This is a genomic window from Nocardia sp. NPDC055165 (assembly GCF_053606985.1).
In genome coordinates this window covers 129,862-149,259 of the sequence record NZ_JBSGSS010000005.1, presented here as the reverse complement: position 1 = coordinate 149,259, position 19,398 = coordinate 129,862, and the positions used below count along the sequence as shown (strand labels likewise).

The 19,398-nt window shown below is 69.7% G+C and carries 15 protein-coding genes; 8 read left to right on the top strand and 7 right to left on the bottom strand.

Translation table 11 applies throughout. The annotated features are described in order from the left end of the window. Positions 1 to 216 precede the first annotated feature (216 nt). Positions 217 to 1,512 carry a salicylate synthase gene (locus tag ACWFRF_RS12615; protein ID WP_452450036.1) on the top strand — a complete coding sequence of 432 codons (1,296 nt, stop codon included), beginning with the start codon at positions 217 to 219 and terminating at the stop codon, positions 1,510 to 1,512. Between the two features lie 55 nt (positions 1,513 to 1,567). On the opposite strand, the gene ACWFRF_RS12610 is transcribed toward ACWFRF_RS12615, so the two are convergent. Beyond that, entirely contained in the window at positions 1,568 to 3,205 is a 1,638-nt protein-coding gene (locus tag ACWFRF_RS12610; RefSeq protein WP_452450034.1) for a (2,3-dihydroxybenzoyl)adenylate synthase, read from the bottom strand. 153 nt (positions 3,206 to 3,358) lie between these two features. Between ACWFRF_RS12610 and ACWFRF_RS12605 the strand changes: the two genes are divergently transcribed. The 3 genes from ACWFRF_RS12605 (at position 3,359) to ACWFRF_RS12595 (ending at position 8,668) form a co-directional block, all read left to right on the top strand. Next, on the top strand, positions 3,359 to 7,165 hold the full coding sequence (locus ACWFRF_RS12605) for a non-ribosomal peptide synthetase (RefSeq protein WP_452450033.1): 3,807 nt from the start codon (positions 3,359 to 3,361) through the stop codon (positions 7,163 to 7,165). Between the two features lie 82 nt (positions 7,166 to 7,247). After that, positions 7,248 to 8,111 (top strand): oxidoreductase, encoded by an 864-nt coding sequence (locus ACWFRF_RS12600; RefSeq protein ID WP_452450031.1) that lies wholly within the window; start codon positions 7,248 to 7,250, stop codon positions 8,109 to 8,111. Between the two features lie 86 nt (positions 8,112 to 8,197). Beyond that, positions 8,198 to 8,668, top strand: a complete 471-nt coding sequence (locus ACWFRF_RS12595) for a carboxymuconolactone decarboxylase family protein (RefSeq protein WP_452450029.1) — start codon at positions 8,198 to 8,200, stop codon at positions 8,666 to 8,668. Here the strand turns inward: ACWFRF_RS12595 and ACWFRF_RS12590 are convergent, their stop codons facing one another. Further along, entirely contained in the window at positions 8,669 to 9,478 is an 810-nt protein-coding gene (locus ACWFRF_RS12590) for an NmrA family NAD(P)-binding protein (protein WP_452450027.1), read from the bottom strand. It abuts the gene before it with no gap. Positions 9,479 to 9,791: 313 nt separating this feature from the next. Between ACWFRF_RS12590 and ACWFRF_RS12585 the strand changes: the two genes are divergently transcribed. After that, the gene (locus ACWFRF_RS12585; protein ID WP_379220174.1) at positions 9,792 to 10,880 is read left to right on the top strand and encodes a 3-deoxy-7-phosphoheptulonate synthase; all 1,089 of its coding nucleotides are present in this window, start codon (positions 9,792 to 9,794) and stop codon (positions 10,878 to 10,880) included. A gap of 52 nt (positions 10,881 to 10,932) precedes the next feature. Here ACWFRF_RS12585 and ACWFRF_RS12580 read toward each other — a convergent pair whose 3' ends face one another. Continuing rightward, positions 10,933 to 11,550 carry a LysE family translocator gene (locus tag ACWFRF_RS12580; RefSeq protein WP_378990528.1) on the bottom strand — a complete coding sequence of 206 codons (618 nt, stop codon included), beginning with the start codon at positions 11,548 to 11,550 and terminating at the stop codon, positions 10,933 to 10,935. A gap of 61 nt (positions 11,551 to 11,611) precedes the next feature. Between ACWFRF_RS12580 and ACWFRF_RS12575 the strand changes: the two genes are divergently transcribed. Next, on the top strand, positions 11,612 to 14,242 hold the full coding sequence (locus ACWFRF_RS12575) for an ATP-dependent RNA helicase (RefSeq protein ID WP_452450024.1): 2,631 nt from the start codon (positions 11,612 to 11,614) through the stop codon (positions 14,240 to 14,242). 92 nt (positions 14,243 to 14,334) lie between these two features. Here the strand turns inward: ACWFRF_RS12575 and ACWFRF_RS12570 are convergent, their stop codons facing one another. Then, positions 14,335 to 14,919, bottom strand: coding sequence for a GNAT family N-acetyltransferase (locus ACWFRF_RS12570; RefSeq protein ID WP_452450022.1), 585 nt, complete (start codon positions 14,917 to 14,919; stop codon positions 14,335 to 14,337). A 212-nt stretch (positions 14,920 to 15,131) separates the two neighbouring features. On the opposite strand from ACWFRF_RS12570, the gene sigJ reads away from it, so the two are divergent. Beyond that, positions 15,132 to 16,031 (top strand): RNA polymerase sigma factor SigJ, encoded by a 900-nt coding sequence (sigJ, locus tag ACWFRF_RS12565; RefSeq protein WP_452450021.1) that lies wholly within the window; start codon positions 15,132 to 15,134, stop codon positions 16,029 to 16,031. A gap of 98 nt (positions 16,032 to 16,129) precedes the next feature. Here the strand turns inward: sigJ and ACWFRF_RS12560 are convergent, their stop codons facing one another. Further along, the gene (locus ACWFRF_RS12560; RefSeq protein WP_378990522.1) at positions 16,130 to 16,345 is read right to left on the bottom strand and encodes a hypothetical protein; all 216 of its coding nucleotides are present in this window, start codon (positions 16,343 to 16,345) and stop codon (positions 16,130 to 16,132) included. A 173-nt stretch (positions 16,346 to 16,518) separates the two neighbouring features. Between ACWFRF_RS12560 and ACWFRF_RS12555 the strand changes: the two genes are divergently transcribed. Continuing rightward, positions 16,519 to 17,697 (top strand): pyridoxal phosphate-dependent aminotransferase, encoded by a 1,179-nt coding sequence (locus ACWFRF_RS12555; protein WP_067448665.1) that lies wholly within the window; start codon positions 16,519 to 16,521, stop codon positions 17,695 to 17,697. A gap of 64 nt (positions 17,698 to 17,761) precedes the next feature. Here ACWFRF_RS12555 and ACWFRF_RS12550 read toward each other — a convergent pair whose 3' ends face one another. Together ACWFRF_RS12550 and ACWFRF_RS12545 are read right to left on the bottom strand one after the other, a co-directional pair. Beyond that, entirely contained in the window at positions 17,762 to 18,358 is a 597-nt protein-coding gene (locus ACWFRF_RS12550; protein WP_379315316.1) for a trimeric intracellular cation channel family protein, read from the bottom strand. 212 nt (positions 18,359 to 18,570) lie between these two features. Beyond that, entirely contained in the window at positions 18,571 to 19,215 is a 645-nt protein-coding gene (locus ACWFRF_RS12545) for a LysE family translocator (RefSeq protein WP_378657931.1), read from the bottom strand. Positions 19,216 to 19,398: the final 183 nt, after the last annotated feature.

The following is a 19,398-nucleotide window of genomic DNA, read 5'->3' as shown; positions in this document are numbered from 1 at the left end:
ACCGAACTCGGTCCACAGCGCGTTGCGCGACGCGCGAACAGCGGGGGATGTCCGGTGGGGTGCGACAGTGCCGGCGGTTTGCTCGGTGGAACGGAAGTGGCGAAGAATACCCAACACGGGTCTGGTCAAACGGCGAGGTAATGCTAACCTAACCAAGCAAAGTTAGGTCAGCTTTACCTTGGAGGATCGTTGTCGTCGACGGAACAACCCGTACGGGTGGAGTATGTGACCGACCCGGCGGCAGCGATGTCACGTCTGGCCGTCTCGGATCGATTCGGTGAGTACGTGATGTACGAACAGCCCGGTGTGTGGGTGTTTGCCGCCGATCCGCTCGGCAGCGTAGAGCTCGACGCCGGTGAGCTGCGCACTGTCTGGGGTGGTGAGACCACCGCTCGCGCCTGGACCGGCAGCCCGGCCACCGCCATCGATACCGCGCTGGCCGGCCTGCCGCTCGACGGCCGCAATGCCTACGGCTGGATCGGCTTCGAATTCTGCGCCTACTCGCTGTCGGCGACGCACTATCTCAATCCGCTCACCTCGCTGGCGCACCTGATGATTCCGCGAATCGAGGTGCGCGTCGACGCCACCGGCGTGCGGATCAGCGGCGCCACCCCGAGCGAGGCGTGCGACATCCACGATCTGATCGCCGGCTCGCAGGGCGTGGACCTACCGGTGCCGACGCCGGTCGACGTGCGATCCGACTCGACGAACTACGAACAGCGCGTGGCCACGGCGGTCGCCGAAATCCGTTCCGGCAGCTATCAGAAGGTGATTCTGTCGCGCAAGGTCGAGCTGCCGTTCCCGGTGGACGTGCCGGCGACCTATCGCCTCGGCCGCGCCAGCAACACGCCCGCCCGCTCGTTCCTGCTGCGGCTGGGCGGGCTCGAAGCGGCCGGGTTCAGCCCCGAGCTGGTGGCCTCGGTCGACGACGATCGCATCGTCACCACCGAACCGCTGGCGGGTACGCGGGCATTCGGGCTCGGTGCCGAAGCCGATGATGCCGCCCGCGCCGACCTGCTCGCGGACCCGAAGGAGATCGTGGAGCACGCGATCTCGGTGCAGACCTCCTTCGCCGAGATCGCGGAGGTGGCCGTGCCGGGCACGTCCGCGGTCTCCGATTTCATGGCCGTGCGCGAGCGCGGCAGCGTGCAGCACCTGGCGTCCACCGTGCGTGGCACCCTGGCCGCCGACCGCACCGCGTGGGACGCGCTCGAGGTGCTGTTCCCGTCGGTGACCGCCTCCGGTATCCCCAAGCGCGCGGGCGTCGACTCGGTGTTCCGCAACGACCACGATCCGCGTGGGCTGTATTCCGGTGCGGTGGTCTGTGTTTCGCCGACCGGCGCGCTCGAGGCGACACTGGTACTGCGGGCGATCTACCAGACCGGTGAGGGTGCGTGGTTGCGCGCCGGTGCCGGAATCGTGGGGCAGTCGCGCCCCGAGCGTGAGTTCGAGGAGACCTGCGAGAAGCTGGGCAGCGTCGCGCCTTACGTGGTCAAGGCTTACAAAGCCTGATCCTCGGAGTCGAACGGCGGCCCACCCTTCGCGGGGTGGGCCGCCGTTTCGCGGATCAGCCGTGCAGGGCTCGCAGCGCCTTCTTGTCGATCTTGCCGACCGCGGTGATCGGCAGGGCGTCCGCCTGCCGGACCAGGTCGGGGAGCTTGTAGGTGGCCAGGCCGCGTTCGGTGAGGAAGGACTTGATCTCCCCGAGGGCGGGTAGCTCGCCGGTGACTACCAGGACCACGCAGGCCTTTTCGCCCAGCGAGGCGTCGGGCAGGCCGACCGCGGCGGCATGGCGGACGGCGGGGTGGGCGAGCAGGTGCTCCTCGAGTTCATCGCAGGAGATGTTCTCGCCACCGCGGTTGATCACGTCCTTGATCCGGCCGCTCACGACGAGGTGGCCGCTGGGCAGTCGGCGAACGAGGTCGCCGCTGCGGTAGAAGCCGTCGGGAGTGAAGGCGCGCGCGTTGTGCTCGGGCGCACGGTAATACCCGCGCAGCGTGTAGGGGCCACGGGTGAGCAGTTCGCCCTCTTCGCCCTGGGCGACGTCGTTGCCGTCGGCGTCGACGACGCGCAGTTCGTCGGCGGGGGAGAGCGGGCGGCCCTGGGTGGTGTACACCAGCTCTTTGTCATCGTCGAGACGGGTGTAGTTGAGCAGCCCCTCGGCCATCCCGAACACCTGCTGCAGGGTGCAGCCCAGTGCGGGCTCGACATCGCGGGCGTTCACCTCGGCCAGTCGCGCGCCGCCCACCTGGAGCAAGCGCAACGAGCTCAGGTCGGCGTCTTCCCAATCCACGGCCGCACTCCACAATTGGGCCAGCGGCGGCACGACGCCGGTGACGCTCACCCGGTGCTTCTCGATCGCGGCGAAGGCGGCCTCGGGGCTGGGGTCGAGGGTGAAGGCGATGGCGCCGCCGGTCGCGACGGTGCCGAGGATGCCGGGGCAGGCCAGCGGAAAGTTGTGCGCCGCGGGCAGTGTCGTGAGGTAGATGTCGTCGGGGGTGAGCTCGCAGACCTGCGCGCTGGCGGTCGCGTTGTAGACGTAGTCGTCGTGGGTGCGCGCGATCAGCTTCGGCAGGCCGGTGGTGCCGCCGGAGACCAGCATCACCGCGATGTCGGACGGATCGATCTCGGGCAGTGAATCACCGTCGCGAGCAACCGAATCCAGCGCGACGAATCCGGATGCCGTGCCGTCCCCGTTGTCAGGATCTCCTGCTACCAGTACGTGGCGCAGGCTCGGCACCGCTTGCTGCACGGTGGTGGCCAGCTCGCGGTAGTCGAAGTCGCCGAGGTGGTCGGGGATGAGGTAGGCGACCGCTTCGGACAGCGCGGCCAGGTGCTCGATCTCGGCGCGGCGGTGCGCGGGCAGGGTGAGGACGGGGATGATCCCCGCGCGCAGCACACCGAACAGGGCCGTCGCGAATTCGGGGATGTTCGGCAGCTGCACGATCACGCGGTCACCGGGAGCGATGCCGAGGGCCAGCAAGCCGTGCGCCATCCGATCGGCGGCGGCATCGAGTTCGGCGTAGGTCTGCGCACCGGCGTCGCTGAGCACCGCGGGTCGCTGTGGCTGGGTCCGTGCGGTGTCGCGGAGGAGGTCGCCGAGCGTTCGCCCGGTCCAATAGCCCGCGCCCCGGTACTCCTGCGCGGCGGCTTCGGGAAAGGGGACGTAGCCCTCGTGGTGGCCGGTTGCCGATGTCGACGTCACGTACTGCCTCACTGAATTCTCGGCGGCTGGTGCCGCGGGTCCGACCGCATAGAATGCTGCATAGGTTAGGCAACCCTATCTCAATGGAGTAGGCTGCCGCCGGGCAGTACCGAATCCGTCCCGGCTGGGCGGCGAGCAAGGAGTGATCGGCAGATGGAGACAGCACCCGCAGGCGGCGCCGGGATCGACCGCGCCGAGATCCGTGCCGCGATCGCCCGCCATCTCGACATCACCCCCGAGGCCGTCGCCGAGGCCGACGACCTGATCCAGCTCGGCCTCGACTCCATCCGCACCATGAAGCTCGCGGGCGCCTGGCGCAAGCGCGGCATCGCCGTGAACTTCGCCCTGCTGGCCGCCCACCCCACGGTCGACGCCTGGCACGCCCTGCTCAACGGGGCGGACCCCGAGGACCTCGCGGCACGTGGCGGCGTGCCGGACGCCGTCGAACCGGCCACCGGGGAATCCGCCCGCGAGCTCGACACGTCCGCGAGCGAACCCCTGATCGTTCCCGACGACGGCACGCCGTTCGCGCTCGCGCCGATGCAGCACGCGTACTGGATCGGGCGCTCCGACGCGCAGGAACTCGGCGGTGTGGCGGCACATCTCTACGTCGAATTCGACGGCGCCGACGTGTATCCCGAGCGGCTCGAGCAGGCGGTCGAGCAACTGCTGTCTCGCCATCCCATGCTGCGCACCGGGTTCCTGCCCGACGGCACCCAGCAGACTCTCGACCGGCCCGGCCGCGCCGTGTTCGGCGTGACCGATCTGCGCGAGTCCTCCGCCGACGAAGCCGAGCAGCGGCTGGCGCAGTTGCGCAGCGCGCGAACGCATCAGCGGATGGCGGTGGAAGACGGCCAGGTGATCGATATCGCGCTGACGCGCCTCGCCGACGGCCGCACCCGCCTGCACCTCGATGTCGACATGCTCGCCGCCGACGCGATGAGCTACCGCATCCTCATCACCGACCTCGCCCGGCTCTACCACGGCGAACAGCTTCCGCCGCAGGACTACACCTTCCGCCAGTACCTGGCCGAGCACCGGCGCGACAGCGCCGCGACCCACGGTTCGGACAACGCCGCCGCACCGCAGCCCGACGCGGCCGCGGGCCCGGGGCAGGGTGCGCGCGCCCTCGCCGACGAGCGGGCCCGTGACCGCGCCTGGTGGCAGGATCGCCTGGGCGAGCTGCCGGGTGCGCCGGAACTGCCGTCGGCCCAGCACATCTCGGATCCCAACCGCACGATCCGCCTGCACCGCTGGCTCTCCCCCCAGGCCAAAGCACAGGTCTTCGACGCCGCCCACGCCCGCGGCATCACCCCGGCGATGGCCCTGGCCTCGGTGTTCGCCGAAACCATCGGCGGCTGGTCGGCCCAGCGCCGCTTCCTGCTGAATCTGCCACTGTTCCACCGTGAACCGGCGCACCCGCAGGTCGACGGTGTCGTCGGCGACTTCACCTCCTCGGTTCTGCTGGAAGTCGATGTCACCGCGCCCGCCACCGTCGCCGACCGTGCCCGCGCCCTGCAGCAACGCCTGCACGAGGCAGGCGCGCACTCCGCGTACTCGGGTCTGGAGGTCCTGCGCGACCTCGGCCGTCATCGCGGGGAACCGGTCCTGGCTCCCATCGTCTACACCAGTGCCCTCAACCTCGGCGAACTCTTCCCCGACACCGTCACCGACACCTTCGGCGACCCCGTCTGGATCATCTCCCAGGGCCCGCAGGTTCTCCTCGACGCCCAGATCACCGAGGTCCGCGGCGGTCTGCTGCTGAACTGGGACATTCGCGAATCCGCCTTCCCCGCCGGCGTCGTCGACGCTATGTTCGCCCGCTACATCGAAGCGATCGAACGTCTCGGCGGCCGGCCTTCCGGACTTGCCGAGGCATCGGCCGATTCGTCGGAGTCCGGCGGTGCGCAGCCGACAGCAGTCGAGCCCGCTGGGGTCGAGGAGACCTCGCCGGTGGCGCCCGCGGCGGCCGGGCATACACGATTCGCCGGGGGAGCGGGGTGGCAGGCCGAGGCCGGTGTACGGATTCCGGTGGAGCAGGCCGCTACTCGGGCGCGCGTGAACGCCACCGCGGGGCCGGTGAGCGGCGGGTTGCTGCACACCGGGTTCTTCGCGAACGCGGCCACGAATCCGTCCGCGCCCGCCGTGCTGTGGGAGCCGACCGGGCAGCTGACCTATGGCGAGCTGGCCGCCGACGCGCTGGCGGTGGCCGGTGCGTTGCGGGAAGCCGGTGTGACGCCCGGTGATTCGGTCGCGGTACAGCTGCCGAAGGGCCCCGACCAGGTCGTCGCGGTGCTCGGGGTGCTCGCGGCGGGTGCGGTGTACGTGCCGATCGGGTTCGATCAGCCCGCCGCTCGTCGCGCCGAAATCCTCAGCACCGCAGACGCTGTCGCCGTGCTCACGGTCGGCGGTGCGCGGATTCCCGACGCCCGTGCGATCGACCTCGCCGAGGCTCGCACGCATGCGGAACCGTTGGCGCGCCCCGTCTTCGGCGATCCGGAGAACACCGCCTACGTGCTGTTCACCTCCGGCTCCACCGGCAAGCCCAAGGGCGTCGAGGTGCCGCATCGCGCCGCGATGAACACGATCGACGACCTCAACGAGCGCTTCGACCTCGGCCCGGCCGACCGGGCGCTTGCCCTCTCGGCGCTCGAATTCGACCTCTCCGTCTACGACATCTTCGGTCTGCTCGCCGCAGGTGGCGCGGTGGTCACCGTCGACGACGCGCAGCGCACCGATCCCGCCGTCTGGGTCGAACTCGTTCGCCGCCACCAGATTTCGCTGCTCAACTGTGTACCGAGCCTGCTCGACATGCTGCTCACCGCCGCCCCGGCGTCGCAGCTCGACCCGGGCACCGGATCCACTATCGCCACGCCGTCCGGGCCCCTCACCTCACTTCGCACGGTGATCCTCGGCGGTGACTGGGTTGACGTCGCCCTCCCCGCACGTCTGGCCGCAGTGGCCCCGAACAGTCGTTTCGCCGGTCTGGGCGGCGCCACCGAAACCGCGATCCACTCCACCATCTGCGAGGTCGTCGACGCGCGGGTTCCCGTCGAATGGACCGCCGTCCCCTACGGCACCCCGTTGCGCAACGTGCAGTGCCGCGTCGTCGGCCCGGCGGGCAACGACTGCCCCGATTGGGTCAGCGGCGAGCTGTGGATCGGTGGGGACGGTGTGGCCACCGGTTACCGCGGCGACCCGGATCGCACCGCCGACCGTTTCGTCACCCACGAGGGTCTGCGCTGGTACCGCACCGGCGACCTGGCCCGCTACCTGCCCGACGGCGGCCTGGAGTTCCTCGGCCGCGCCGACCACCAGGTGAAGATCCGGGGCTACCGGGTGGAGCTGGGTGAGGTGGAGAGCGCACTGCGCGCCGTGCCCGGTGTTCGCCACGCGGTCGCCGCGGTGGTCGGAACGGCCGCCCCGAAACTGGTCGCGCTGGTGGTGCCGACCCCGGGCACGGTCCTCGACGTCGACACGGTGCTCGCCGCGACCGCCGAGCTGGTCCCGGTCTACATGGTGCCGACCCGGCTCGAACTGCTGGCCGAGCTGCCGCTCACCTCGAACGCCAAGCCGGACCGCAAGGCCATCCGCGCGGTCCTCGACAAGGGCGAGGGCACCGAGGAATTCGTGGCGCCGCGCACCGATCTCGAACGCGCGCTTACCGCGGTCGTCGCCGAGGTGCTGGTCACCGACCAGATCGGTGTCACCGACGACTTCTTCGCCCTCGGCGGCGATTCGGTGCTCGCCACCACCGCGGTGGCCCGCATCCGCGAATGGCTCGATGCCCCCGACACCATCGTCGCCGACCTGTTCACCGCCCGCACCATCGAAGGTCTCGCGGCACGGATGTTGCGGCGGGAAGCGGAATCCGGTGCCGTCGGCAGGCTGGACGCGGTCGCCGGCATGTATCTGGAAGTCGCCGCGATGACCGACGACGAGATCCTCGCGCAGTCCTGATGCCGACACGTGACGCTGGGGCGAACCCCGCACCGGCCCTTGCCGATTCGCGCATTTCCCCAGCGTCGTTAGACTTTCACCAGTGAGCAAGTGGACTACCGCGAACCTGCCGGACCAGACCGGCCGCACGATTATCGTCACCGGTGCCAACAGCGGTCTGGGCGCCGCCACCGCGCGGGCGCTGTCCGACGCGGGTGCGCGCGTGATCCTGGCCTGTCGCGACACCGCCAAGGCCGAGCGGGTGGCCGCGGGGCTGCGCGGTGCGACCGAAGTCCGTGAACTCGACCTGGCGAACCTGAACTCGGTGCGCGCCTTCGCCGATTCGATCGAGCGCGTGGACGTGCTGATCAACAACGCCGGTGTCATGGCTCTGCCGCTGCGTCGTACCGCCGACGGTTTCGAAATGCAGTTCGGCACCAACCATCTCGGCCACTTCGCGCTCACCAACCTGTTGCTGGATCGCCTCACCGATCGGGTGGTGACGGTGTCGAGCGTCGCGCACCGTATCGGCAGGATCGATCTGGCCGATCCCAACTGGGAGCAGCGTCGCTACGACCGCTGGCTCGCGTACGGCCAGTCCAAGCTGGCCAATCTGATGTTCGCCTTCGAGTTGCAGCGCCGCCTGGCCGGTGAGGGCGCCGCGGTGATCTCGGTGGCCGCGCATCCCGGTTACGCCGCGACCGAACTCATGTCCCACACCGAGTCCATCCAGGACGCGATCATGTGGCTGGGTAACCGCACGCTCGCTCCCACCGCGCAAGAGGGTGCGCTGCCCACGCTGTTCGCCGCCACCGCCGATGTAACGCCCGGCGCGTTCTACGGCCCCGACGGCTTCCTCGGGCTGCGCGGCAACCCTGCCCTCGCGGGCAGTGCGCGCTCGGCGAAGGATCGCACGGTTGCCTCCGAACTGTGGGAGCTCTCCGAGAAGCTCTGCGGCCTGATCTGATTCGGTGATCGGCGTCACACGCGCCGATGTCACACCGTGCGCGGCTGCCTCGTCGTCTCTGTGAACCCCACGACGAAGGAGTCATCATGGAAGCGCGCTTCAACCTCTACGGCAACGCCATCACCGCGAGCTTCAGCAAGCGAATGGTCATGGCGGGCAAGGTCATAGACGATTCACCGCTGCCCAAGGCCACCTATGAACTGGTGAAGATCCGGGCTTCGCAGATCAACGGCTGCAGCTACTGCGTCGACATGCACACCAAGGACGCCGCCCACGCGGGCGAGACCGCGGTGCGGATCAACCTGGTCGCCGCCTGGCGGGAGACCAATGTCTTCACCGAGGCGGAGCGGGCCGCCCTCGCCCTCACCGAGGAAGCGACCCGCACCGCCGACGGCGGCCACGTCTCCGACGACACCTTCGCCCAGGTCCGCAAGCACTACGACGACGACCAGATCGCGGGTCTGATCGCCGCCATCGCGATGATCAACGCCTGGAACCGGCTCAACGCCATCGCCCACACCCCGGGCGGTGACTACGTCCCCGGTCAGTGGAGCTGATCAAGCGAACCGGTGCCCGTGCTCGGCCGCCCACTGCGCGAAGGTGCGCGCGGGTCGGCCGAGTACCTGTTCCACCGTCGGGTCGACCGTGTACGACTCGGGACTCGACTCGGCGTACCAGCCGATCACATAATCGGCGTCGGCCTGCGAGACCCCGGTCGCCGTCAGCCGTTCGACCGCTTGCCGATGGGTGATCGTGGCGAAGGCGATCTCGCGGCCCGCCGCCTGCCCCAGCATCGCGAGCCGCTCCGGCGGTGTGAGCGCCTGGGGACCGGTGAGGTTGTACGCGCGGCCCGCGTGCCCGTCTTCCAGCAGTGCGACGGCGGCCACCGCGCCGATATCGGCCTCGTGCACCAGCGCGCTCGGATGGGCGTACGGCTCCCGCACCACGCCGTCGGTCCGGATCGGCTCGAGCCAGGTCAGCGTGTTCGACATGAACTCCTGCGGCTCGAGCCGCGTCCACTCCACGCCGGACTCCGCGATCGCCTGCTCGACCGGGCCGACCCCGCCACCCCAGACGACGGTGATGCGGCGCACGCCGGCGTCGATCGCCTTGCCGATCAGCTCGGCCCCCACGTCGGCGAGACCGTTGGTCACCGTCACATGCAATCGGTCGACGCCGTGCCACGCATCGTCGAGCGTCGACGGCACGTTGTGGGTCCCGGTGAACAGTTCCACCTCCGGGCCGAGGAGTGCGCGTGCGGCGTCGGCGTCGCGGGTCACCGCCCTGACCTTCTCGCCACGGCTGACGAGTTCCCGTACCACCTGGCGGCCGGTGTTGCCGGTCGCGCCCGTAACCAGTGTTGTCACAGTCGTTTTCCTTTCCTCGACCACCGACGCTAGAAGCTCGAGCAAGGTAGAGGTCAAGGGCTTCGCGCCGGTTCGGCGGAGGGGCGCGATGTGATGGTCCACACGTCGGGCAACCATGGCTCACCTTTCGGCGTTTTACCGGTGGTACAGTCCACGGCATGCAGCGCGCATATTTCTGGTTTAGCTATCCGGCCCTGGGTGGGCCGGTCTGCGACCCTGCGCGCTGACTTCCTCCACCTCGAGCCGGATAACGCCCGGCTCGACGGTAGCGATTTCCGTGGGTCGGCCTCTTAACGAAAAGGACCCACATCTCATGACCACCGCAGCCGATGTCGACTCGCGGCATTCTGATCTCGACGACCAGCGCACCCTCAGCGTGAGCCCTCTGCGCTCGCCCGCCGAGGTCCGCATGGTCCACCAGATCACCGACGCCCTCGCCGACACCGTCCGTTCGGGCCGCAAGGCCACCGTCGACGTGCTCAACGGCGACGACGACCGCCTCATGGTGATCGTCGGCCCGTGTTCGGTGCACGACCCCGCCGCCGCGCTGGAATACGCCCGCAAGCTGGCCGAGAAGGCCGCCGAGCTGAGCGACCGGCTGCACATCGTGATGCGCGTGTACTTCGAGAAGCCGCGCACCACGCTGGGCTGGAAGGGTCTGATCAACGATCCCCACCTGGACGGCTCGTTCGACGTGAACACCGGCCTCGGCATCGGCCGCAAGGTGCTCGTCGACATCACCGCCCTCGGCCTGCCGGTCGCGTGCGAGTTCCTCGACCCGATCACTCCGCAGTACATCGCCGACCTGGTCTCCTACGGCGCGATCGGTGCCCGCACCGCCGCCAGCCAGGTGCACCGGCAGCTGTCCTCGGCGCTGTCGATGCCGGTCGGCATCAAGAACGGCACCGACGGTGACGTGCAGGTCGCGGTCGACGGTGTGCGCGCCGCCGCCGCCAGCCACGTCTTCCCCGGCACCGACCTCGACGGCCGCTCCGCGCTGATCCGCACCTCGGGCAACCCCGACTGCCACGTCATCCTGCGCGGCGGCAGCAACGGCACCAACTTCGACGCCGCGTCCTGCGCCGAGGCCAAGCTGCGCCTGGAGAAGTCGTCGCTGGCCCAGCGCCTGGTCGTCGACGCCAGCCACGGCAACAGCAACAAGGACCACAACAAGCAGGTCGACGTCGTCACCGACATCGCCGACCGGATCGCCGCGGGCGAGCAGGGCGTGGTCGGCGTGATGCTGGAGTCGTTCCTCGTCGCGGGTCGCCAGGACCTGACCCTCGGCAAGGCCGACGACCTGACCTACGGCCAGTCCATCACCGACGCGTGCATCGACTGGAACACCACCGCTACCCAGCTCGACCGTTTGGCCGACGCGGTGGCCACGCGCCGCGGGTAATACCGTCGATCGATAGTGCGGGCCTCGGATTCCGGGGCCCGCACTGCTGTGTCTACTGGTTCTGTACCGCGAGGCGTCCCGCGAGGGCGACGAAGGAGACACCGAACACCCGCCGCATCCACCGGACCACCACCGGTCGCGACAGCACATAGGTGCGCATCGCGGCGGCGACTGCCCCGTAGCCCGCGAACACCACGAACGTGGCCAGCATGAACAGTCCGCTGAGCTCGAGCATGCGACCCAGCGCGTTCGGTGCGCCGGTCGGCACGAACTGCGGCAGGAACGCGAAGAAGAAGATCGTCAGCTTCGGGTTCAGGATATTGAGCAACACCGCCGAGGTGACGACCTGCCGCGCCGAGGGCTCCACCGCAGTGCGCTGCTCCGGAATCGCCAGTGCGCCCTTGTCCCGCAACGTATTCCACGCCATGTACAGCAGATACGCGACACCCAGGTACTTCAAGGTCTGGAACGCGACCGCGCTGGTGTTCAACAGCGCGGCCAGCCCCGTGACCGCCGCGATCATGTGCGGAACGATCCCCAACGTGCACCCGAAGGCAGCGATCACGCTCGCCCTCGTCCCTCGGGAAAGCCCCGCCGCCAGGGTGAACAGAACGCCGGTACCGGGCGTGGCGACGATGACAAGCGTGGTCAACGCGAACTCGATGCTCATCTCCCGCAGGGTAACCAGCGATCGCGGATCGGGAAATACCTTTCCGGCAGACTGGTCGGTGATGAAGCTTCCCGAACTGCCTGACCTTCCGGTGCGACCGGCGCTGGACCGGATCACGTCGACGCTGGCCGAGCGCGGTGTCGCGGTGCTGGTCGCGCCGCCCGGCACCGGCAAGACCACATTGGTGCCGTTGGCGCTGGCGGCCGGGTCGGCGGGGAAGATCGTGGTGGCCGAGCCGCGACGGTTGGCGGCACGGGCGGCAGCGGCGCGGATGGCGGCACTGCTGGGGGAGCGGGTGGGAGAGACCGTGGGGTACGCGGTCCGCGGGGATCGGAAGGTCGGCGCGCGGACGCGGATCGAAGTGGTGACCTCGGGGTTGTTGGTGCGACGGTTGCAGAGCGACCCGGAGTTGGTGGGGGTCGCCACGGTGGTGCTCGACGAATGTCACGAGCGGCATCTGGACGCCGATCTGCTGTTGGCGCTGCTGCTCGACGCGCGGTCGGGGTTGCGACCGGATCTGCGGGTGCTGGCAACGTCGGCGACAGTGGCCGCGGATCGTCTGGCACAGCTGCTCGGCACCGGGGAGACCGGGCCCGGAGATTCGCGTGCCCCGGTTCTGGAAGTACACGGGCGGACCTATCCGGTCGAGGTGGACTACCTGCCCGCCCTGCCCCGCGAGCGGATCGAAGCGCAGGTCGCGCGGGCTACCCGCACGGCGCTGGCCACCATCGACGGTGATGTGCTCGTCTTCCTGCCCGGTGTCGGCGAGATCAACCGCACGGCAGGGCTCTTGCGCGAGCTCGACGGGGTCGACGTAGTCCCGCTGCACGGCAGACTCGCGGGCGCGGCCCAGGACCTCGCGCTCCGGCCGGGATCGCGGCGGCGAGTGGTCTTGTCCACTGCCGTAGCCGAATCCAGCCTCACCGTTCCCGGCGTGCGCGCTGTCGTCGATTCGGGCCTGTCCCGCGTCTCCCGTGTCGATCACCGGCGCGGCCTTTCCGGTCTTGCGACAGTGCGTGTCTCGGCTGCCGTGGCCGAGCAGCGCGCGGGCCGCGCCGGCCGCGAAGCACCCGGCCACGCGTGGCGTTGCTGGCCCGAATACGAACACCAAACCCTGCCCGCCTATCCCGAACCCGAGATCCGGACCGCCGAACTCACCCGTCTCGCACTGGAATTGGCCTGCTGGGGCACCCCCGACGGCGCCGGCCTCGCCTGGTGGGACGCCCCGCCCGAAGGTGGCCTCGCGGCCGCCCGCACCGTCCTGCGCGCCCTCGGCGCCCTCGATGATGCCGACCACGTCACTCCGCGCGGCAAGGCCATGGCCGAGCTCGGCCTTCACCCCCGCCTCGCCCGCGCGCTCCTCGACGGCGCCGCCCGAGTCGGTGCGAAAGCCGCCGCGGAAATGGTCGTGCTGATGGACGACGACTCCCTCGCCGACACCGCCGACGCCGCGGCAGCCTTGCGTACCCTCCGCAGGGGAAGCCCACCCCGCTGGACCCGCGAAGTTCAGCGCCTGACACGGCTCGTCACGAACACGTCATCCGGCGACGAGCCCGGCCAACCGCTTGCCGGCGGCACACAGGCTGACGGCTCGCGTGGGGCAGGTCGGCGTGCGGGGTCGAGCTCCGGCGGGGCGCGGGTCGATGCCTCGTCAGAGGTGTCGAACTCGGGCTCGGTGGCCGGTCGACCGGGTGATGGTGACTCCGGAACGGAGGTCGCGGCGCTGTTGATCGCGCTGGCGCAGCCGGAGCGGTTGGCTCGACGGCGGGCGAGCGGGTCGTCCACCTTTCTCATGGCGGGCGGTACCGCGGTGACGCTGCCGCCGGGGTCGGGGCTGGCAGCTGCGGAGTGGCTGGCGGTGGCGGTGGCCGATCGTGATCCCGGGCGGGCCGAAGGCCGAATCCGGCTGGCGGCCGTCGCCGATGAGGATCTCGCTCGGGAAGCCGCGCCGGGATTGGTGGTCGTGGCCGATGAGGTGCGGTGGGACGGCGGTGATGTGGTGGCCCGGCGGGTGGAGCGATTGGGCGCGATCATCCTGTCGGAGAAGCCTTTACGTCAGCCCGAGCAGGCGCTGGTGGAACAGGCTGTGCGGCAGGGGATTCAGGCCGAAGGATTGGGCCTGCTGCGCTGGAGCGAGGACGCGCGCAGTCTGCGTCAGCGTCTCGATTTCCTGCACCGCACCCTCGGCGCGCCGTGGCCCGCCGTCGACGACGGCGCACTCCTCGCCGACCTCGACGTCTGGCTCGGCCCCGAATTGTCCACCGCCCGCCGCCGTGCCGACCTCGCCCGCCTCGACGCGGGCACCGCGCTGCGCCGCCTGCTCCCGTGGCCCGCCGCCACCCGCCTGGACGAACTGGCCCCCGAACGCCTGGAAGTCCCCTCCGGCAGCCGCGTTCGCCTCGACTACTCCGCGGATCAGCCGATCCTCGCGGTCAAGGTCCAGGAGATCTTCGGCTGGACCGACCCGCCCACCCTCGCCGACGGCCGAGCCCCCATCCTGCTGCACCTGCTGTCCCCAGCTCAGCGTCCCGTCGCTGTCACCGCCGACCTGGCCTCCTTCTGGAAAAACGGCTGGCCACAGGTCCGCGCCGACCTTCGCGGCCGCTACCCCAAACACGCCTGGCCCGAAGACCCCACCACGATCTCCGCTCACCGGGGAACGGCTCGCCGAGCCACCGACCGCCCGAACTGATCGTTCACCACAGGGCTCGGGCGGTTGGTAGCCGGCGGCGTTCGGTGAGTTGCGCGGTGGGCAGGGTGTCGGCGAACTGGTCGAACCGCGCGTTATCGGCCGTCGGCACCGGCCTCGGTCGGCCACCCGTCGACCGGCACGGCGGGGTCGGTGGGCAGGCGCGCCGCGGCCCATTCGTCGACCCGCGCTCCACGCTGCACCCCGCCCGATCGAGCCATCCCCTCGTAGTGGAAGCCGTTGCGGCGGACGGCGGCGGCCGAGGCGACGTTGCCCACGATCGCGCGCCACATGATCCGGTCGAGGGCGAGACCGTCGGCGTCGAAACCGAAGTCGCAGACCAGGTTGATCGTCCGCGACATCAGCCCGCGGCCACGGTGCGCTGGGGTGAGCCAGAAGCCGATCTCACAGGTGCCGGGTCCGCGCGTATGCAGGCCGACCATGCCCTCGACCCGGCCGTCCTCGGCGGTGCGGATCGCCCAGACCGGCGCGTTGTCCGCCCAGCCGGGGGCCACGACCCGGTCGAGGAATTCCTCGGTATCGCAGCGGTGATACGGGACGGGGACCGTGGTCCAGCGCTGCACATCAGGGTCCTGACAGCACTCGACGATGCGGTCGATATCGGCCCCGGTCGGGCGGGTGAGCCAGACGGTTCCGTCGGTGAGCGTGTGCTCGTACATCCGGCCATCCTGACAGTCGACGCCGAGATTCTCGCCGGATTTTCACGGTCTGCCCGCGCCGAGCCGGTCGGCGACCCGCCGCACCTCACCGGCAGGTGCGACGCGAGCGATGAAGCCGGGCACGAACTTCCCACCGGGGAAATCGTGTGCGAAATCACCGGCGCCGACCCGTGGGGCGGAGCGCGAGTGGGTACTCCGTAGGATCTGACTCGATGGTTTCCCCGTTTCTCGCCGACCTGTTCGAATCGCATCGACCGCACTTGCTTTCGGTCGCCTACCGGCTCACCGGAAGTGTCGGCGATGCCGAGGACGCGGTGCAGGAGAGCTGGCTGCGGATGGCCGGCGTGCACCAGTCCGAGATCGACGATCTGCGCGCCTGGCTGACGACCGTGGTCAGCCGAATCTGCCTCGACCACTTGCGAAGCGCCGCCGTGCGCCGCGAAACCTACGTGGGGCAGTGGCTTCCGGAACCGATCGTCTCGGCGGCCTCGTCGTCGCGCACACCCGACCCCCTGGACGTGGTGGTGCGCGATCAGGACAGCCGGATGGCGGCGATGGTGGTGCTCGACGCGTTGACGCCGCAGCAGCGGGTGGCGCTGGTGCTCCACGAGGGATTGTCGGTGCCCTTCGACGAGATCGCCGAGATCCTCGGCGTCTCCGCCGATGCCGCAAGACAATTGGCGGTCCGCGCGCGCCGGGCGGTGGCCAGAGCGCCGGAACCGGTCGCCGACGATGTGCACGATCAGGCGGTGCGGCGGTTCCTCGCCGCACTGGCCACCGGTGATGTCGCCGCGGTAGCCGCCACGCTGCATCCGGACACGACATTCACCGCCGATGCGGGCGGCACCACCAAGACCGCGCTGAATATCGTTGCCGGACAGGAGAAGGTCGCCCGACTGGCGCTGGGCCTCTGGCGCAGGCATCAGGAAGAATCTGTGCTGGAATTGGGCGCCGCCACGGTGAACGGGCAATCGGGGCTGGTGATCACCGACCCGAACTCGCCGTTCGGACGACCCGTGCGTGTCCTCGCCTTCGCAGTGCGAGACGGAAAGATCTGGGCGACTTACGATTTCGCCAACGTGGCGAAACTGTCGGGCGCCCGCCTCCGCTGACCCCGCAGCACCGTCGAGGCCCTGCGAGGTCAGCGGTTCACTTCACAGCGCTGAGCTGATCGGCGTAGCGATGCGGACCAGCGTGCATCGCGGACGTTCTACGGGTAGGTGGAGCCCCAGTTGTGATCGCCGGTCGACGATCCGAGGTTGAAGTCCCCCGTCGAGGAACCCATGTTGTTGTCCGGCGTCGCCGAACCGGTGAACCAATCGACGATCGGACTGGCGACGAGGTGATCGTGGATGAATTGCCACGCCGAACCGGCTACCTCCGACGCAGCCGGTTGCAGGATGAAGTCGAGCAGAGGTGAGGCCATGCGAGCCCCTTTCGATATACCACCACGCAGTGGTGTGTGAGGTAGAACACGGCGAGGCTAGCTGAGGTTGGGGAAACGCACAATAGCGCAGGTCAAAGCAGGAAAACGTTTGTGAAACATGCGTGTTCGCTATCGCTGGGCAACGTCGCCGAATAGTGGGATACGCTGCGGAGATGCCGCCTGTGCCGCCCACCGTCGCCCGCCTGCGCCCCTTCGGATCGACCATCTTCGCCGAGATGACCGAACTGGCCGTCCGCCACGACGCGGTGAATCTGGGCCAGGGCTTTCCCGATACCGACGGACCCGCCGGCATGCTCGAGGTGGCGCGCGCGGCCATCGCCGACGGCCTCAATCAGTACCCGCCCGGCCGCGGGATGCCGGTGCTGCGTCAGGCGATCGCCGACGACCGAGCCCGCCGCTTCGGCACCGCCTACGACCCGGCCACCGAGATTCTGGTGACCGTCGGCGCGACCGAGGCGATCAGCGCCGCCGTGCTCGGTCTGGTCGAGCCCGATCAAGAGGTGGTGCTGATCGAGCCGTACTACGACTCCTACGCCGCCGCGATCGCGCTCGCGGGCGCGCGGCGACGAACAGCTCGCCTGGTGCCCGACGGTGACCGATTCGTGCTCGACCTGGACAGTCTGCGGGCCGCGCTCACCTCGAAAACCCGCATGTTGATGATCAATTCGCCGCACAATCCCACCGGCGCCGTGCTCGACCGCGCCGACCTCACCGCGATCGCAGAGTTGGCTGTCGAGCACGATCTGCTCGTGCTGGCCGACGAGGTGTACGAGCACCTCGTCTACGACGGCACCGAGCACATCAGCATCTCCACGCTGCCCGGGATGCGTGAGCGGACGGTGGTGGTGTCCAGCGCGGCGAAGACGTTCAATGTCACGGGGTGGAAGATCGGGTGGGCGTGCGCGCCCGCGCCGCTGCTCGACGGTGTGCTCGCGGCCAAACAGTTCCTCACCTTCGTCGGCGGCGGGCCGTTCCAGCCCGCCGTCGCGTACGCGATCAACGAGGAATCGGACTGGGTGCTCGCCCAGCGTGCCGGGTTGGCGGACAAGCGAACGCGGCTTTCGCGGGCGTTGCGCGACACCGGTTTCACGGTCTCGGCCAGCGACGGCGGCTACTTCGTCTGCGCCGACATCCGAGCGCTCGGCGCCGACGATGGACTGGCGTTCTGCCGCGAACTCCCGGCCCGGCTCGGCGTCGCAGCCGTGCCGGTGAGCGTCTTCGCCGATCGCCCCGCGGACTGGAAACACCTGGTGCGCTTCACCTTCAGCAAGCGCGACGAGACGATCGACGAAGGCATCCGCCGGCTCCGCGCCGACACCACGGTGCCCTGACCCGGTGCCGTCGATGCGCCGCTCCACCGGGAAACGACCGGCCGTGGTCACCGACGGGGACGGGTCAGTCGCGCGCGTGGCGGGCCAGCGGTGCGTGCCACTGATAGCGCCGGGCCAGCAGCCGGAACCCCACCGCCGCCGCTGCGGCGAGGAGCCCGGTCCAGGCTCGGTACAGGTCGAACGACAGCAGCGCGGCGGTCGCGGCCGCGCCGAACAGGGCCGGAATCGCGTAGAGGTCCTGGTCTGGGCGTAGGACGGTGGGCACCTCGCCACTGAGCACATCGCGGATCACGCCGCCTCCGATGGCGGTCGTCATGCCGAGCAGAGCGGCGGTGGGGGCGCCGAGCCCCGCCGAGTCGGCGATCACGGTCCCGGTGACACAGAACAGTCCGAGCCCGATCGCATCGGCGATCTCGAGCGGTCCTTTGGTGAGCCGGCGCGACGGTGCGATGAAGTACAGGACCAGCGCGGTGACTATCGACGCGGACAGATAGGTCAGGTCGGTGAACGCGGCCGGGGGAGTCCGCCCGATCAGCAGGTCACGCACGATGCCGCCGCCGAGCGCGGTCGCACACGCCAGCACCACCATCCCGAACAGATCGAGTCGCTTGCGCACCGCGACCAGCGCACCCGACGCGGCGAAGGAGATGACCCCCATCATCTCGCCGCCCCGATGCACCGCGTTCACGGCCGAGTCCAGCTCGCTGACCGAAGGCCCGGCCAACGCCGCCACCAGCACACCAACGCTCACCACGCAATCCTTCCGCCTCGCTGTTCCGAAGCAGCGTGACACGCAGGCGCGCGGCGACGGCGACCGGCCCACACGCTGGTGGCGATCCGATTCCGCGTGGGGATGCGGCGGCGGCACGCACCTCAGGCGGGGGTGGGGCGGGCCTTGTCGGTGGCGAGCAGGACGGCGATGGTGCCGAGAGCGGTGCCCATGAGGTAGCGCTGGGTGCGCAGCCAGAGGGGTCGGGCGGTGAGGAAGGTGGCCAGGCCCGCGGCGCCGAGGACGATCATGGCGTTGACGGTGAGGGCGACCGTGATCTGGATGGCGCCCAGCGACAGGCTCTGCAACCAGAGGGCGCCGCGAGCGGGGTCGACGAACTGGGGGATCAGCGCCATGTACATGATCGCGATCTTCGGATTGAGCAGGTTGGTGGCCAATCCCATCGTGAACAGGCGCCGTGCGGGGTCGTGCGGCAGGTCGGCGGGCGCGAACACCGACACCCCACCCGGCCGGATCGCCTGCCAGGCCAGCCACAGCAGATACGCCGCTCCCGCCAGCTTCACCGCCAGATACAACCCGGGAACAACAGCGAACACCGCCGTGATCCCCGCCGCGGCCGCCATCAGGTACACGCCGAAGCCCGCCGCGACCCCCATCAGCGAGATCATCCCCGCCCGGCGACCCTGCGCGACGGTGCGCGAGACCAGATACATCATGTTCGGTCCCGGCGTCAGCACCATGCCGAGCGCCGCCGCCGCGACCCCGAGAACCGCCGTTGTCTGAAGCATGCACCGAGTTTGCCCCGGTCAGCGATGCTGTGTCGCGGTCCAGTCGGCACCTGCTGGACCCGTCTCACCGCTCGCGCGCAATCGCCGTACCGACCATGTCGGACCGGGTCCGTACAATCGAACGAGCCGCCCATCAGGGCACGGCACACCAACTCAGAGCATCAAGGCCGAACGCAACCCCGC

What these genes read in the sequence shown, in the direction of transcription:
- ACWFRF_RS12605 (WP_452450033.1), top strand. Translation starts at nt 3,359, where the DNA reads ATGGAGACAGCACCCGCAGGCGGCGCCGGGATCGACCGCGCCGAGATC.
- ACWFRF_RS12595 (WP_452450029.1), top strand. Translation starts at nt 8,198, where the DNA reads ATGGAAGCGCGCTTCAACCTCTACGGCAACGCCATCACCGCGAGCTTC.
- ACWFRF_RS12585 (WP_379220174.1), top strand. Translation starts at nt 9,792, where the DNA reads ATGACCACCGCAGCCGATGTCGACTCGCGGCATTCTGATCTCGACGAC.
- ACWFRF_RS12580 (WP_378990528.1), bottom strand. Translation starts at nt 11,550, where the DNA reads ATGAGCATCGAGTTCGCGTTGACCACGCTTGTCATCGTCGCCACGCCC.
- ACWFRF_RS12575 (WP_452450024.1), top strand. Translation starts at nt 11,612, where the DNA reads ATGAAGCTTCCCGAACTGCCTGACCTTCCGGTGCGACCGGCGCTGGAC.
- ACWFRF_RS12570 (WP_452450022.1), bottom strand. Translation starts at nt 14,919, where the DNA reads ATGTACGAGCACACGCTCACCGACGGAACCGTCTGGCTCACCCGCCCG.
- sigJ (WP_452450021.1), top strand. Translation starts at nt 15,132, where the DNA reads ATGGTTTCCCCGTTTCTCGCCGACCTGTTCGAATCGCATCGACCGCAC.
- ACWFRF_RS12560 (WP_378990522.1), bottom strand. Translation starts at nt 16,345, where the DNA reads ATGGCCTCACCTCTGCTCGACTTCATCCTGCAACCGGCTGCGTCGGAG.
- ACWFRF_RS12555 (WP_067448665.1), top strand. Translation starts at nt 16,519, where the DNA reads ATGCCGCCTGTGCCGCCCACCGTCGCCCGCCTGCGCCCCTTCGGATCG.
- ACWFRF_RS12550 (WP_379315316.1), bottom strand. Translation starts at nt 18,358, where the DNA reads ATGATGGGGGTCATCTCCTTCGCCGCGTCGGGTGCGCTGGTCGCGGTG.
- ACWFRF_RS12545 (WP_378657931.1), bottom strand. Translation starts at nt 19,215, where the DNA reads ATGCTTCAGACAACGGCGGTTCTCGGGGTCGCGGCGGCGGCGCTCGGC.